We start from the raw sequence: 13,189 nt of genomic DNA, 5'->3' as shown, positions 1-13,189 counted from the left end.
ACCCCACCGTGCTCCATCTTCGGCTGTCCGACCTCGCCCACCACCCCACCCACCGGCGACAACGGCGGCAACAACGGCGGCGGGACGGGCAACGGCGGGACGAGCAACGGCGGCAACAACGGCGGCTCGGGATGGCAGGGGACGACGAACAGCACACGAAAACAATGACCCGACTGCGACCCCGGCGCTGACCCGCCGGTGAAACAGCCTGTGAGAGCCCCCGGAACCGTGACGGTCCCGGGGGCTCTCGCGCACACAGTCCGGTACGGCAGGATGGCGCCATGACGAGCGTGCGCTACCGAGCAGACGACGACCGGCGAGAGTCCCCCGTGCGCCCCACGGACGAGGACCCGGTGGCCGCGGCGGGCAGCGAGTTCATCGGCGGCCCGGCCGGCCGCCGGGCGCTGTCCGGGCACCGCTGGTGGAACCCGCTGCGGATCATGGTGCTCGTCGTGATCGGCATGTTCGCGCTCGGCATGGTGCAGAAGACGTCCTGTTACTCGGGCGGCTGGTTCCAGCCGCCGCCCAGCGACCAGCAGTACGCCCACGCCTGCTACTCCGACATCCCGCACATGTACACCCAGCGCGGCTTCGGCGCCGACCTGGTGCCGTACTTCGACCACATCCCCGACTCGCTCAGCGGCTCGGCCGACATCCACTTCCTCGAGTACCCGGTGCTCACCGGGCTGTTCATGGAGGTGGCGTCCTGGCTGACCCCGCCCGGCTCGGGGCAGCACAGCGCGCAGATGTTCTGGATCGCCAACTCGGGGATGCTGATGATCTGCGCGGTCGCGCTGGTGGTGTGCGTGGCGCGCACCAACCGGCGGCGCCCCTGGGACGGCCTGTTCGTCGCGCTGTCCCCCGCGCTGGCCCTGACCGCCACGATCAACTGGGACCTGTTCGCGGTCGCGCTGGCGGCGGGCGGGTTGCTGCTGTGGTCGCGCGGGCGGCCGGGCTGGGCCGGCGTGCTGATCGGGCTGGCCGCCGCCGCCAAGCTCTACCCGGTACTGCTGCTCGTCGCGCTGTTCCTGCTCTGCCTGCGGGCGGGCCGGCTACGGCAGTTCGGCGAGACCCTGGGCGCCGCGGTCGCCGCCTGGCTGGTGGTGAACCTGCCGGTGATGGCCTTCGCGCCGCACGGCTGGGCGCAGTTCTACACCTTCAGCAAGGACCGGGGCACGGACTACGGCTCCCTGTGGATGATCGTCAGGGACCGCTCCGGCAACGCGCTCGACGGCGTCAACGAGTACGGCATCGCGCTGATGCTGCTGCTGTGCGTGGGCATCGCCGCGCTCGCCCTGTACGCACCGCGCCGGCCGCGACTGGGGCAGATGGCCTTCCTGGTGGTGGCCGCGCTGCTGATCAGCAACAAGGTCTACTCGCCGCAGTACGTGCTGTGGCTGCTGCCGCTGGCGGTGCTCGCCCGGCCGCGCTGGCGCGACCTGGCGATCTGGCAGGGCGCGGAGGTGCTGTACTTCCTCGGCATCTGGTACCGGCTGGCGTACCTCAACAGCGCCAAGCACCACGGCCTGACCGCCGATGCGTACCACCTGGCGATCGGCGTTCATCTGCTCGGCGTGCTGTACCTGTGCGCCCTGGTCGTACGCGACATCCTGCTGCCCGAGCACGATGTGCTGCGGCAGGACGGCTCGGACGACCCGGCCGGCGGTGTCCTGGACGGTGCCGAGGACGTCTTTGTCCTTGGCACACCCGCGCATGAGCCCAAGCACGCGTCGGCGCCGCTGGCGCCGTATGCCGACGGCGGACCCCGCCCCGAGAGCGGGCCCCACCCGGCTGAGGGGCCGTACGCCGACTGACGAGGGCCCTTGGACCGGCCGCGAGTCCTCTGCCGACTACGCCGACTGACGGTCCACGACGCGGTCGAACTGGGTGGTGGTGTGCCGCAGGTGCGCCACCAGCTCGTCGCCGACCGCGGGCGGCGCCACGTCGCTGGGCAGGTACAGGATGGACACCTGCATGTGCGGCGGCTCGGCGAACCACCGCTGCTTGCCCGCCCACACGAACGGCGACAGGTTGCGGTTGACCGTGGCCAGGCCGGCCCGGGCCACGCCCTTGGCCCGCGGCATCAGGCCGTGCACCGCCTTCGGCGCCTCCAGGCCCACTCCGTGCGAGGTGCCGCCGGCCACCACCACCAGGTGCCCATCGGCTGCGGCCTTCTCCTGCCGGTAGCCGTACCGCTCGCCCTTGGCGATCCGGGTGACGTCGAGGACCGCGCCGCGGTACTCGGTGGCGTCGTGGTCGCCCAGCCACATCAGGGTGCCGATCCGCGCCCGGAACCTCGTCTGCGGGAACTGCTGCTGGAGGGTGGCCAGTTCGGTCGCGGTGAGGTGGCTGACGAACATCGTGTGCAGCGGCAGTCGGGCCGCCCGCAGCCGTTCCATCCAGGCGAAGACCTCCTCCACCGCGTCGCTGCCGTCGGCGCGGTCCAGCGGCAGGTGGATGGCGAAGCCCTCAAGGCGTACGTCGTCGATCGCGGTGTGCAGCTTGACCAGGTCGTCCTCGGAGACGCCGTGTCGCCGCATCGAACTCATCACTTCGATCACCACCCGCGCACCGACCAGCCCGCGCACCCCCTCCACCGAGGAGACCGACCGGATCGCCCGGTCCGGCAGCGGCACCGGTTCCTCGCCGAGCCGGTACGGGGTGAGCACCAGCAGGTCGCCGCCGAAGTAGTCCTTGATCCGGGCCGCTTCGTAGGTGGTGCCGACCGCGAGCATGTCCGCGCGCAGCCGGGTCGCCTCGTCGGCGAGTCGTTCGTGGCCGAAGCCGTAGCCGTTCCCCTTGCAGACGGGCACGATGCCGGGGAACTGGTCGACCACGGACTGCTGGTGCGCACGCCAGCGCGCGGTGTCGACGTAGAGGGTGAGCGCCATCGCGTGGTCAGGACCTTTCTTCGGTGCTCCCCCCGGGTACGGCCCGGGAGGAGAGTCGGCCGGTCAGCGGCGCGACATGTAGATGTCGAGTGCCTTGTGGAGCAGCTTGTTGAGCGGGAAGTCCCACTCGCCCAAGTATTCGGCAGCCTGGCCGCCGGTGCCCACCTTGAACTGGATCAGGCCGAACAGATGGTCCTTGTCGTCCAGGGAGTCGCTGATGCCGCGCAGGTCGTAGGCGCTGGCGCCCATCGCGTACGCGTCGCGCAGCATTCGCCACTGCATCGCGTTGGACGGACGCACCTCGCGCTTGTGGTTCGCGGAGGCTCCGTAGGAGTACCACACATGCTGTCCGACGGTCAGCATGGTGGCCGCCGCGACCGCCTCACCCTCGTGCATGGCGAGGTACAGCCGCATCCGGTTGGGCTCCTCGCCGTTGAGCGTGGTCCACATCCGCTGGAAGTAGGACAGGGGGCGCGGTCGGAAGTGGTCGCGGGTGGCGGTGACCTCGTAGAGGCTCTGCCAGACCGGCAGGTCGTCGTAGCCGCCCTGGATCACCTGGACGCCGGCCTTCTCGGCCTTCTTGATGTTGCGCCGCCAGAGCTGGTTGAAGCCCTTGAGGATGTCGTCCAGCGAGCGGTTCTCCAGCGGGACCTGGTAGACGTAGCGCGGCTGGACGTCGCCGAAGCCGGCGCCGCCGTCCTCGCCCTGCTGCCAGCCCATCCGGCGCAGCCGGTCGGCGACTTCGAAGGCACGCGGCTCGACGTAGGTGGCCTCGACATCGCGCAGCCGCTTGACGTCGGGGTCGGCGATACCGGCCTTGACCGCGCCGGCGTCCCAGCGGCGGATGATCACCGGGGGGCCCATCTTCACGGTGAACGCACCCTGTTGCTTGAGGTGCTTGAGCATCGGCTGGAGCCACTCGTCGAGGTTCGGTGCGTACCAGTTGATCACCGGGCCCTCGGGCAGGTACGCGAGGTACCTCTTGAGCTTGGGGAGTTGGCGGTAGAGCACCAGGCCGACACCGACCAACTGCCCGGTGCTGTCGTCGAACCAGCCGAGGTTCTCCGAGCGCCATTCGTTCTTCACATCGGCCCATGCCGGGACCTGGCAGTGGCTCGCCGAGGGCAGGCTCTGGATGTACCCCAGGTGCTGCTCGCGGCTGATGGTCCTCAGGGACAGGCTCATACGGGGCGCTCCCCATGCTCCGACTGCGGGCTTTTGCTGGCCCGAAGCCTACTGCGGGAGGGGAGCGCCACCGCTACTGCCTGTCAGCCGCTGCCTCCACGACCGACCGCCGTTTCACCGAAGGCGGATGGGCCTACGCGAAACCGCCGTGTGCCACGCCCAGGTAGAAGCCGAGTGCGGACATCCCCAGGCCGATGATCAGTGCGAACCGCTCGGCGGTGGTGACCGAGATGTACTGGCCCCAGGCACCGGTGAGGATGCCGGCCAGCCCGGTCGCGGAGCTGACCACGTGCAGGCTGTGGAATCCGGCCGTGGTGACCGCGACGATGCCGAGCACGAGAGTGATCGCGAGGAGCGAGTTCTCCAGCGGATGGCGCTTGCCGTCGGTGTTGAAGGTGAGGTGATGGGTCCGGGCCGAGGACGTCTGGGCTGTGTGCTGTTGTGCCATGAGGCACCTCCGTGATGGAGAGGTGGCGCAAGGTAGCGCCGGCCACACCCGATGTATACAGATTGGGGCCATAACCGGGCGGATTTCAACCCGGGGGACCGACCCGGGTACGCTGGGCGGTCTGCACCGGCCTTTCGCCGGGCAACGGCGGCGCGAGAAGCACTGTCGGTGCCCCGCGTTACCGTTGCGACGCAAGCCAAACCCTCCTGCCACGGAAACGCCGTGGCCGCTGAGTCCAAAGGAGGTGGGTTCCCCTATGCGTCACTACGAGCTCATGCTCATTCTCGACCCCGATCTTGAGGAGCGCGCTGTCTCCCCGCTGATCGAGTCCTTCCTGTCCGTCGTCCGCGGTGGCGGCGGCAGTGTGGAGAAGGTCGACACCTGGGGCCGTCGTCGTCTCGCCTACGAGATCAACAAGAAGCCCGAGGGCATCTACTCGGTCGTCGACCTCAAGGCCACGCCCGAGGTCGTCAAGGAGCTGGACCGCCAGCTCAACCTGAACGAGTCGGTGCTGCGGACCAAGGTCCTGCGTCCGGAACTCCACTGATCCGGGTCTCCCGGACCACCGAGTACCGAACCACCGAGTAGCAGCCACCACCACTGCACCGCCCACCAAGCCAGTCGAGAGGTCATCCCAATGGCAGGCGAGACCGTCATCACGGTCGTCGGCAATCTCGTCGACGACCCCGAGCTGCGCTTCACCCCCTCCGGTGCGGCGGTCGCGAAGTTCCGCGTCGCGTCCACACCCCGCACCTTCGACCGGCAGACCAACGAGTGGAAGGACGGCGAGAGCCTCTTCCTCACCTGCTCGGTCTGGCGGCAGGCGGCGGAGAACGTCGCCGAGTCGCTTCAGCGCGGTATGCGCGTCATCGTGCAGGGCCGACTGAAGCAGCGGTCGTACGAGGACCGTGAAGGCGTCAAGCGGACGGTCTACGAGCTGGACGTCGACGAGGTCGGCGCCAGTCTGCGCAGCGCCACCGCCAAGGTCACCAAGACCAGCGGCGGCGGCGGTCGCGGCGGCCAGCAGGGTGGCTACGGCGGCGCCGGCGGCGCCGGCGGCGCCGGCGGCGGTGGCCAGGCCGGCGGCGGAGGCAGCTGGGGCGGCCAGCAGGGCGGCGGCGGGGCTCCCGCCGACGACCCCTGGGCCACCAGCGCACCGGCCGGCGGCCAGCAGGGCGGCGGCGGAGGTGGCTGGGGCGGCGGCTCCGGTTCCTCCGGCGGTGCCGGCGGTGGCTACTCGGACGAGCCGCCCTTCTAGAGGGCGACCCTCACACACTTCTTGAGCTCACAGGAGAGACACCATGGCGAAGCCGCCCCCGCGCAAGCCGAAGAAGAAGGTTTGCGCGTTCTGCAAGGACAAGACCGTGTACGTGGACTACAAGGACACGAACATGCTGCGGAAGTTCATTTCCGACCGCGGCAAGATCCGTGCCCGCCGCGTCACCGGCAACTGCACGCAGCACCAGCGTGACGTCGCCACCGCGGTGAAGAACAGCCGCGAGATGGCGCTGCTGCCGTACACCTCGACGGCTCGATAAGGAGAGGGTGACCAGTATGTCGAAGATCATCCTCACCAACGAGGTCAGCGGCCTCGGTGCCGCAGGCGACATCGTGGACGTCAAGCCGGGCTACGCCCGCAACTACCTGATCCCGCGGGGCTTCGCCATCGCGTGGACCAAGGGTGGCGAGAAGGACGTCGAGCAGATCCGCCGTGCCCGGCGGATCCGCGAGATCCACTCGCTGGACGACGCGAACGCCGTCAAGGCCCAGCTCCAGGCCGTCAAGGTCAAGCTGAGCACGCGTGCCGGTGACACCGGTCGTCTCTTCGGGTCCATCACCCCGGCCGACATCGCCTCGGCGATCAAGGCCGCGGGTGGCCCGCAGGTCGACAAGCGCCGTGTCGAGGTGGCCGCGCCCATCAAGACGCTGGGTGCGCACAAGATCTCGGTGCGACTGCACCCCGAGGTCGAGGCCGTCCTCGACCTGGAGGTCGTGGCCGCGTAACGCGGCATTTGGTCGGCATGGTCGGCATGTTGGCATGTTCCACGTGAAACATGTGGCACATGCCGACCGAGCAGAACGACGAAGGGCCGGCTCCCGTTCGGGGGCCGGCCCTTCGTCGTTGCTCCGCCGAACTCTCAGCGGCTCGCCCCCGTCACCACCCAGCGGCCGGACCGGGACCGTAGCCACAGGGCCACGAACCGGGTGAGCATCATCAGTCCCATCGCCCACCACAGCGCGGTCAGACCGCCGCCCACCGCCGGCACAGCGAACGCGACCGGCGTGAAGACCGCCAGCGTGACCAGCATCGACCCGGCCAGATATGGTCCGTCGCCCGCGCCCATCAGCACGCCGTCGAGCACGAAGACCACCCCGCACACCGGCTGCGCCACGGCCACCACCAGCAGCGCCGAGGCGAGTGCGTGCCGTACCGCCGGGTCGGAGCTGAACAGCGGTCCGACCAGCGGCCGGGCCAGCACCACCAGTAGCCCCAGTGCGGCGCCGCAGACCAGACCCCACTGGATCATCCGGTTGCAGGCCGCCCGTGCGCCCATCGCATCGCCGGCACCCAGGTAGCGGCCGATGATGGCCTGCCCGGCGATCGCGATGGCGTCCAGCGCGAAGGCGAGCAGCGACCAGACCGTGAGGGTGACCTGGTGGGCGGCGATCTCGGAGTCGCCGAGCCGGGCGGCGACGACAGTGGCGATCATCAGGACGGCCCGCAGGCTGATCGTCCGGACCAGCAGCGGAACCCCGGCGCGGGCGCAGGCGCGTATCCCGCCGGTGTCCGGGCGCAGCATCGACCGCCATGTGCCCGGGGCCTGTGCGCGGGCGCCTCGGACCACCATGGCGAGGTAGACCGCCGCCATGCCGTTCTGGGCGATGACGGTGCCCCAGGCGGAGCCCGCGATGCCCAGCCCGGCGCCGTAGACGAGCGCTGCGTTGAGACCGGCGTTGACGGTGAAGCCGGCGACCGCGACGTAGAGCGGGGTGCGGGTGTCCTGGAGGCCGCGCAACACCCCGGTGGCGGCGAGCACCATGAGCATCGCGGGGATGCCGAGCGAGCTGATCCGCAGATAGGTGCTCGCGTACGGTGCGGCGGTGTGCGATGCGCCGAAGAAGCCGACCAGGCCCGGCGCGGTCGGCAGCACGACGGCGATGACCAGGATGCCGATCAGGAGGGCCAGCCAGATGCCGTCCATGCCCTGCCGCAGGGCCGCGGGCAGGTCGCCGGCGCCGACCCGGCGGGCGACCGCGGCGGTGGTGGCGTAGGCGAGGAAGACGAAGATGCTGACCGCGGTGGTGAGCAGCGCCGCGGCGACGCCGAGCCCGGCGAGCTGGGCGGTGCCCAGATGGCCGACAACCGCGCTGTCCACCATGACGAAGAGCGGTTCGGCCACCAGGGCGCCGAAAGCCGGCAGCGCGAGCGCCACGATTTCCCGGTCGTGGCGGCGACGCACGGAAGCGGGCGGCCGGGCGGGTTCGCGCGGCGCCGGTGTGTCGACGGCTGGGGGCACAGGACTCACAGCGGCATATCCTAGCCGTCCACAAGTAAGAGGTGAAGTGCAGATCTGATCATTACGGGTGACTGCGTAGAGTGATCTCCTCCGCGTTGTTTGTCATGATCTTGGTCCAGGTGCAGAAGTTTTTCTCCTGCACAGGCTATGGATGAAGAAGTCGCAGGTCGGGATGGGTTCTGCTGGGGGGTGGCCGGCTTGTCCACAGCACTGTCCCAAGGGCTGTACACAGGTTGGGGGCAGTTCTCCACAGGTATGCCGCCGTCGTCCACACCCCCTGTGGATAACCGGCTTGGTGTGGGCCGCCCATGGGCCTAGCGTGGACCGTCCCCGACTCCGCGAAGTGCGTGCGCCGGGTGACTCGTTGGACGGCTGCGCCGCCGTGAAAACCGGGGCGCCGCCGTGAAAGAGTGGCACGCACGCGGGGTCCGGCCGGACCGGCCGGATGGGAGGGAGGTGGCGGGAATGAGCCAACCCGAACCCGCCGACGACCACTGGGCGGACCACCCTCCTGACGAGCGCCCGGCGGTCAGCCAGTTCCGCAAGCGCGGTGCCGGCGGCACGGACGACGGCCGTTTCACCGAGGGCGGCGGCGGCTTCGAGCGCGTCCCCCCGCAGGACCTGGACGCCGAGCAATCCGTCCTCGGCGGCATGCTGCTGTCGAAGGACGCGATCGCCGACGTCGTCGAAGTACTCAAGGGCGCCGACTTCTACCGGCCCGCCCACGAGACGATCTACACCGCGATCCTCGACCTCTACGCCCGTGGCGAGCCCGCCGACCCCATCACCACCGCCGCCGAACTCACCAAGCGTGGCGAGATCGCCCGCATCGGCGGCTCCCCCTACCTGCACACCCTCGTCAACGCGGTGCCCACGGCGGCGAACGCCGAGTTCTACGCCGAGATCGTGCACGAACGCGCCGTGCTGCGCCGCCTGGTGGAGGCCGGCACCCGCATCACGCAGATGGGATACGCCGCCGACGGCGACGTCGACGAGATCGTCAACAGCGCCCAGGCCGAGATCTACGCGGTCACCGAACAGCGCACCTCCGAGGACTACCTGCCGCTCGGTGACATCATGGAGGGCGCGCTCGACGAGATCGAGGCGATCGGCTCCCGCAGCGGTCAGATGTCCGGTGTCCCCACCGGCTTCACCGACCTCGACTCCCTCACCAACGGCCTGCACCCCGGTCAGATGATCGTCATCGCGGCCCGTCCGGCGATGGGCAAGTCGACGCTCGCGCTGGACTTCGCCCGCACCTGCTCCATCGCGCACAAGATGCCCAGCGTGATCTTCTCCCTGGAGATGGGGCGCAACGAGATCGCGATGCGGCTGCTGTCCGCCGAGGCCCGGGTCGCCCTGCACCACATGCGCTCCGGCACCATGACCGACGACGACTGGACCAAGGTCGCCCGCCGGATGTCCGACGTCACCGAGGCGCCCCTCTACATCGACGACTCACCGAACCTGTCGATGATGGAGATCCGCGCCAAGTGCCGCCGGCTCAAGCAGCGCAACGACCTGCGGCTGGTCGTCATCGACTACCTCCAGCTCATGCAGTCCGGCGGCTCCCGGCGCCCCGAGAGCCGCCAGCAGGAGGTCTCGGACATGTCCCGTAACCTCAAGCTTCTCGCCAAGGAGCTGGAGGTCCCCGTGATCGCCCTCTCCCAGCTCAACCGTGGACCCGAACAGCGCACCGACAAGAAGCCGATGGTCTCCGACCTGCGCGAGTCCGGCTCCATCGAGCAGGACGCCGACATGGTGATCCTCCTGCACCGCGAGGACGCCTACGAAAAGGAGTCCCCCCGCGCCGGCGAGGCCGACCTCATCGTCGCCAAGCACCGCAACGGCCCCACCGCCACCATCACGGTCGCCTTCCAGGGCCACTACTCGCGCTTCGTGGACATGGCCCAGACGTAAAAGATCCCGGCCGAAGGCGGGCGCAAGGCCACGAGATGATCGCTTCATGACTGAGATCGTTCTGATGTCCGACCCGAAGGTCGCAGCCGTGCCTGTCCACGAGCGCGGTGAACGGCTCGTGGACGTGCGACGAGACGGCTCCTTGCTGGTCGACGAGCGGAAGTGGCAGGACTCCGCCGGTGCCTTCGCCCACCTGCGGGAAGGAGCGCTCGACCGACTCCTCAAAGCACAGGCAGAGCTGCCTCAAGGAATGCGGCTGCTGTTCGTCGAGGGATATCGCCCGCCGTCCCTTCAACGTCGCTACTTCGACGAATACGCAGCCCAACTGCGCGCGGAACACCCGGAATGGGCTGCTGAGCAGATCCGCTCGGCAGCCAGCCGCTACGTGTCTCCGCCGGAGATCGCACCACACAGCGCCGGGGCAGCTGTTGACCTGACGCTCGCCGATGACGACGGGCGCGAGCTTGACATGGGTACTCGGATGAACGCGACTCCGGAGGAGAGCGCGGGCGCTTGTTACACGCAGGCCGACAACATCGGCGGCGAGGCTCGCTCCCATCGGGACATCCTGGGCACTGCGCTCACTGCTGCCGGCCTGGTCAACTACCCCACAGAGTGGTGGCACTGGTCATACGGAGACCGCTACTGGGCCTTGCAAACAGGAGCGGCAGTCGCCCACTACGGGCCAAGGGAACTCGACTGACCGCAGACTTCACAAAGGCCCCGAACCGTAAGTAGTAGTCCTGGGTGCAGGCCGGAGACCTCGGCCTGCACCCGAGGAAATGACACGTCCTGAGACGGACTCGCCATGACATGACGTGAGACAGCTTCAAGAGCCGCAGGTCAGAGCGATGCCCTATGACACGAATCGCGAGGTCCTGAACGAAAACTGTAGGTCTCAGATTTCGTGGCACAGGCTCAGCCGCGATGATCGGACGGTAGTGATCGCCGGGCCCGGCCGGGCCGTTCTTCACCGTCGGCAGAACGGCGCGCGGGGCGTTCTCCGGCCGTTCGTTGCGCCGGGCCTACCCGCCCTTGTGCAGGACGGTGGCCAGGCGCGCCAGCCCGTCAGGCCCGTAGCCGTCCGTGACGGCGCGGTCGATGGTGCTCTTCGCCGCGGTCAGCATCCCCGTGTCGATTCCGTGGCCCGCGGCCGTGTTGATGACGTGCGTGATTCCGGACGCGGCGGAAGCGATCGTGGATCGGTCTCCGGGATAGTGACCGGCCTGGATCTGCTGGGCGAAGCGGGCGATCATTTCGGGGAGGAGCCCGCCGATTCCGGTGGCGAAGGCCGCGAACCGTTCCGGCTCGATGCCCTCGGCCGACGCAAGGGCGAAGGCGTGCACGATGCCGTTCACCGAGGTGGCGAAGATGTCCAGCAGCGCGACGTCGTACGCGGACGCCTGGCCGGGATCGTCGCCGACATGCATCGCGGTGCCGCCAACGGCGGCCATCGTGTCTTGGACGGCCTCAAAGACGTTGCGGGCACCGCTGTAGAGGACCGTGGCGGCCGGCGTGCCGATTGCCGGAGTCGGGGTCAGGATGGCGCCGTCGAGATAGCCGATCCCGCGTGACGACGCCCACCGCGACATCTGCCGGGCCTGGGCCGGTTCCCCGCTGGTGAGATTGACCAGCCGCCGGTCCTCCCAGTCCTCCGGTGACCGCCCGAGCGTGGCCCGAACCGCGTCATCGTCGATCAGGCAGGCGATGATCACCTGCCCGGCCCGCACCGCTTCCTGGACCGAGTCGGTCACCACCGCACCCCGGTCGGGCAGGTCGCCGGCCTTGCCCGGCGTGCGGTTCCACACCGTCACCGGATGGCGGGCCGTGAGGAAGGCAGAGGCCAGAGCGCGGCCCATCGGGCCCAGGCCGAGGACGGTCACGGGCACGCGCACGAGTCCCGTGTTCTCTTCATCAAGTGTGATCATGTCCGGAACGCTAGACCTTCACATTGACGTCAAGGTCAAGCCCTGTTGCACTCTCCTGCGTGAAGATCGGTGAACTGTCGGACCGCGCCGGCGTGAGCCCGCGTTCCCTGCGCTACTACGAAGAGCAAGGGCTGCTCGCACCCACACGGCTGCCGAACGGATACCGCGACTACGACGAACGGGCCGTCACCGTCGTGCGACGCATCCAGATTCTGCTTGCCGCTGGCCTCGGTACATCCGCCATCGCAGAGATCCTCCCCTGCGCGGTGGACGACACTGTCGTCCTGTCCGGGAAGTGCCCGGAACTCATCGACGGTCTGGCCAATGAGCGCCGGCGGATCGACGCGGCGATCGACGACCTGGTCGCCGCCCGGGGGATCCTCGACTCCCTCGTCGGGCGCCCGCTCCGCGCCGACCCACCACCGCCCGCGCCATGACCGATGAGACGGGAGCTCGAACCCTCGACGCCGGCCGTGCCTCGCTCAACGGGTGGTGAAGGCACCGCCGTTGACGTGGAGGATCTGGGCGGTGATGTGGCGGGCGCCGAGGGAGGCGAGGAAGAAGGCGGTCTCGGCGATGTCGTCGGGGGTGCCGGGGCGCTGGTTGTGGGTCTCCTGGACCAGGGCGGCGTGGCGGGCGTCGGTCATGCCGCCGCGGAAGAAGTCCGTGCCGGTGACGTAGCCGGGGGAGATCACGTTGCTGGTGACGCCGCGCGGGGCGAGTTCCGCGGACAGCGAGGTGTTCCATGCGCCGAGGGCCGCCTTGGCCGCGCCGTACGATCCACCGCGCCGCTCGGCGCCGATCGAGCCGATGCTGATCACCGTGCTGCCGTCGGCGAGCTTGTCCCGCACGGCGGCGGTGGTCAGCACCGCGCTGAGCAGGTTGCGGCTGAGGCTGGAACTCCACTCGGCGAGCAGGGCCTCCAGCGGTGGCGCGTCGTCGGGGGCCGGGGCGGGCAGCCCGCCGGCCGCGTTGACCAGCACGTCCACCGTGGTCAGTTGATCGGCGAGCGCCGCGGTCTGCGCCGGGTCGGTCGCGTCGCAGACCAGACCGCGCACGCCCAGTTCCTTCGCGGTGCGCTCCACTGTGTCGGCGTGCCGCCCGGTCACCACGACCTGGGCGCGGTCGGCGGCGAAGCGCGCGGCGACGGCGCGGCCGATGCCGCCGCTTCCTCCGGTGACGAGCACGGTACGGGGCAAGGTATCGCTCCTGATGGGTGTCGGGTATCTGTGTCCGGCTGCTACGTTTAGAGCTAAACATAGCGCGTGGCGCACCGGCAAGAGGGGAGTCCGCCATGGC

The 13,189-nt window shown here is 69.4% G+C and carries 14 protein-coding genes; 8 read left to right on the top strand and 6 right to left on the bottom strand.

From position 1 onward, the window contains the following. Positions 1–281: 281 nt before the first annotated feature. Positions 282–1,814 carry a glycosyltransferase family 87 protein gene (locus tag AC13HU_RS17470; protein WP_483042803.1) on the top strand — a complete coding sequence of 511 codons (1,533 nt, stop codon included), beginning with the start codon at positions 282–284 and terminating at the stop codon, positions 1,812–1,814. Positions 1,815–1,850: 36 nt separating this feature from the next. Here AC13HU_RS17470 and AC13HU_RS17465 read toward each other — a convergent pair whose 3' ends face one another. From AC13HU_RS17465 to AC13HU_RS17455, 3 genes are all read right to left on the bottom strand, one after another. Further along, on the bottom strand, positions 1,851–2,891 hold the full coding sequence (locus tag AC13HU_RS17465) for an alanine racemase (protein WP_483042802.1): 1,041 nt from the start codon (positions 2,889–2,891) through the stop codon (positions 1,851–1,853). A 63-nt stretch (positions 2,892–2,954) separates the two neighbouring features. Then, positions 2,955–4,076 carry a lipid II:glycine glycyltransferase FemX gene (locus AC13HU_RS17460; RefSeq protein ID WP_483042801.1) on the bottom strand — a complete coding sequence of 374 codons (1,122 nt, stop codon included), beginning with the start codon at positions 4,074–4,076 and terminating at the stop codon, positions 2,955–2,957. A gap of 133 nt (positions 4,077–4,209) precedes the next feature. After that, a complete protein-coding gene (locus AC13HU_RS17455; RefSeq protein WP_483042800.1) occupies positions 4,210–4,524 on the bottom strand; it encodes a hypothetical protein in 315 nt (104 codons plus the stop codon). Positions 4,525–4,780: 256 nt separating this feature from the next. Between AC13HU_RS17455 and rpsF the strand changes: the two genes are divergently transcribed. The 4 genes from rpsF to rplI all read left to right on the top strand — a co-directional run bounded on the left by rpsF (position 4,781) and on the right by rplI (position 6,528). After that, positions 4,781–5,071, top strand: coding sequence for a 30S ribosomal protein S6 (gene rpsF, locus AC13HU_RS17450; RefSeq protein ID WP_328466567.1), 291 nt, complete (start codon positions 4,781–4,783; stop codon positions 5,069–5,071). A gap of 90 nt (positions 5,072–5,161) precedes the next feature. Further along, the gene (locus AC13HU_RS17445; protein ID WP_483042799.1) at positions 5,162–5,782 is read left to right on the top strand and encodes a single-stranded DNA-binding protein; all 621 of its coding nucleotides are present in this window, start codon (positions 5,162–5,164) and stop codon (positions 5,780–5,782) included. 43 nt (positions 5,783–5,825) lie between these two features. Then, positions 5,826–6,062 carry a 30S ribosomal protein S18 gene (rpsR, locus tag AC13HU_RS17440; RefSeq protein WP_031512678.1) on the top strand — a complete coding sequence of 79 codons (237 nt, stop codon included), beginning with the start codon at positions 5,826–5,828 and terminating at the stop codon, positions 6,060–6,062. A 16-nt stretch (positions 6,063–6,078) separates the two neighbouring features. Further along, positions 6,079–6,528, top strand: a complete 450-nt coding sequence (gene rplI, locus AC13HU_RS17435) for a 50S ribosomal protein L9 (RefSeq protein WP_483042798.1) — start codon at positions 6,079–6,081, stop codon at positions 6,526–6,528. Positions 6,529–6,662: 134 nt separating this feature from the next. Here rplI and AC13HU_RS17430 read toward each other — a convergent pair whose 3' ends face one another. Continuing rightward, on the bottom strand, positions 6,663–8,042 hold the full coding sequence (locus AC13HU_RS17430) for an MATE family efflux transporter (RefSeq protein ID WP_483042804.1): 1,380 nt from the start codon (positions 8,040–8,042) through the stop codon (positions 6,663–6,665). A gap of 465 nt (positions 8,043–8,507) precedes the next feature. Between AC13HU_RS17430 and dnaB the strand changes: the two genes are divergently transcribed. Both dnaB and AC13HU_RS17420 read left to right on the top strand, forming a co-directional pair. After that, positions 8,508–9,962 carry a replicative DNA helicase gene (gene dnaB, locus AC13HU_RS17425; protein WP_483042797.1) on the top strand — a complete coding sequence of 485 codons (1,455 nt, stop codon included), beginning with the start codon at positions 8,508–8,510 and terminating at the stop codon, positions 9,960–9,962. Between the two features lie 46 nt (positions 9,963–10,008). Further along, a complete protein-coding gene (locus AC13HU_RS17420) occupies positions 10,009–10,665 on the top strand; it encodes a M15 family metallopeptidase (protein ID WP_483042796.1) in 657 nt (218 codons plus the stop codon). A 322-nt stretch (positions 10,666–10,987) separates the two neighbouring features. On the opposite strand, the gene AC13HU_RS17415 is transcribed toward AC13HU_RS17420, so the two are convergent. Then, entirely contained in the window at positions 10,988–11,890 is a 903-nt protein-coding gene (locus tag AC13HU_RS17415) for an NAD(P)-dependent oxidoreductase (RefSeq protein WP_483042795.1), read from the bottom strand. Between the two features lie 59 nt (positions 11,891–11,949). Here AC13HU_RS17415 and AC13HU_RS17410 point away from each other — a divergent pair, with 59 nt between their 5' ends. Continuing rightward, positions 11,950–12,327, top strand: a complete 378-nt coding sequence (locus AC13HU_RS17410; RefSeq protein ID WP_483042794.1) for a MerR family transcriptional regulator — start codon at positions 11,950–11,952, stop codon at positions 12,325–12,327. Between the two features lie 45 nt (positions 12,328–12,372). On the opposite strand, the gene AC13HU_RS17405 is transcribed toward AC13HU_RS17410, so the two are convergent. Continuing rightward, complete coding sequence (locus AC13HU_RS17405) at positions 12,373–13,089, bottom strand: SDR family NAD(P)-dependent oxidoreductase (RefSeq protein ID WP_483042793.1); 717 nt, start codon at positions 13,087–13,089, stop codon at positions 12,373–12,375. Positions 13,090–13,189: the final 100 nt, after the last annotated feature.

This window comes from Streptomyces sp. NH27 (assembly GCF_056859195.1).
This window is presented reverse-complemented; position numbering and strand designations above follow the sequence as displayed.

Bases quoted from the DNA above. Each gene is read 5' to 3' on its own strand.
- AC13HU_RS17445 (WP_483042799.1), top strand. From the start codon at position 5,162: ATGGCAGGCGAGACCGTCATCACGGTCGTCGGCAATCTCGTCGACGAC.
- rpsF (WP_328466567.1), top strand. From the start codon at position 4,781: ATGCGTCACTACGAGCTCATGCTCATTCTCGACCCCGATCTTGAGGAG.
- AC13HU_RS17465 (WP_483042802.1), bottom strand. From the start codon at position 2,891: ATGGCGCTCACCCTCTACGTCGACACCGCGCGCTGGCGTGCGCACCAG.
- AC13HU_RS17415 (WP_483042795.1), bottom strand. From the start codon at position 11,890: ATGATCACACTTGATGAAGAGAACACGGGACTCGTGCGCGTGCCCGTG.
- AC13HU_RS17460 (WP_483042801.1), bottom strand. From the start codon at position 4,076: ATGAGCCTGTCCCTGAGGACCATCAGCCGCGAGCAGCACCTGGGGTAC.
- AC13HU_RS17470 (WP_483042803.1), top strand. From the start codon at position 282: ATGACGAGCGTGCGCTACCGAGCAGACGACGACCGGCGAGAGTCCCCC.
- AC13HU_RS17455 (WP_483042800.1), bottom strand. From the start codon at position 4,524: ATGGCACAACAGCACACAGCCCAGACGTCCTCGGCCCGGACCCATCAC.
- rpsR (WP_031512678.1), top strand. From the start codon at position 5,826: ATGGCGAAGCCGCCCCCGCGCAAGCCGAAGAAGAAGGTTTGCGCGTTC.
- AC13HU_RS17420 (WP_483042796.1), top strand. From the start codon at position 10,009: ATGACTGAGATCGTTCTGATGTCCGACCCGAAGGTCGCAGCCGTGCCT.
- rplI (WP_483042798.1), top strand. From the start codon at position 6,079: ATGTCGAAGATCATCCTCACCAACGAGGTCAGCGGCCTCGGTGCCGCA.
- dnaB (WP_483042797.1), top strand. From the start codon at position 8,508: ATGAGCCAACCCGAACCCGCCGACGACCACTGGGCGGACCACCCTCCT.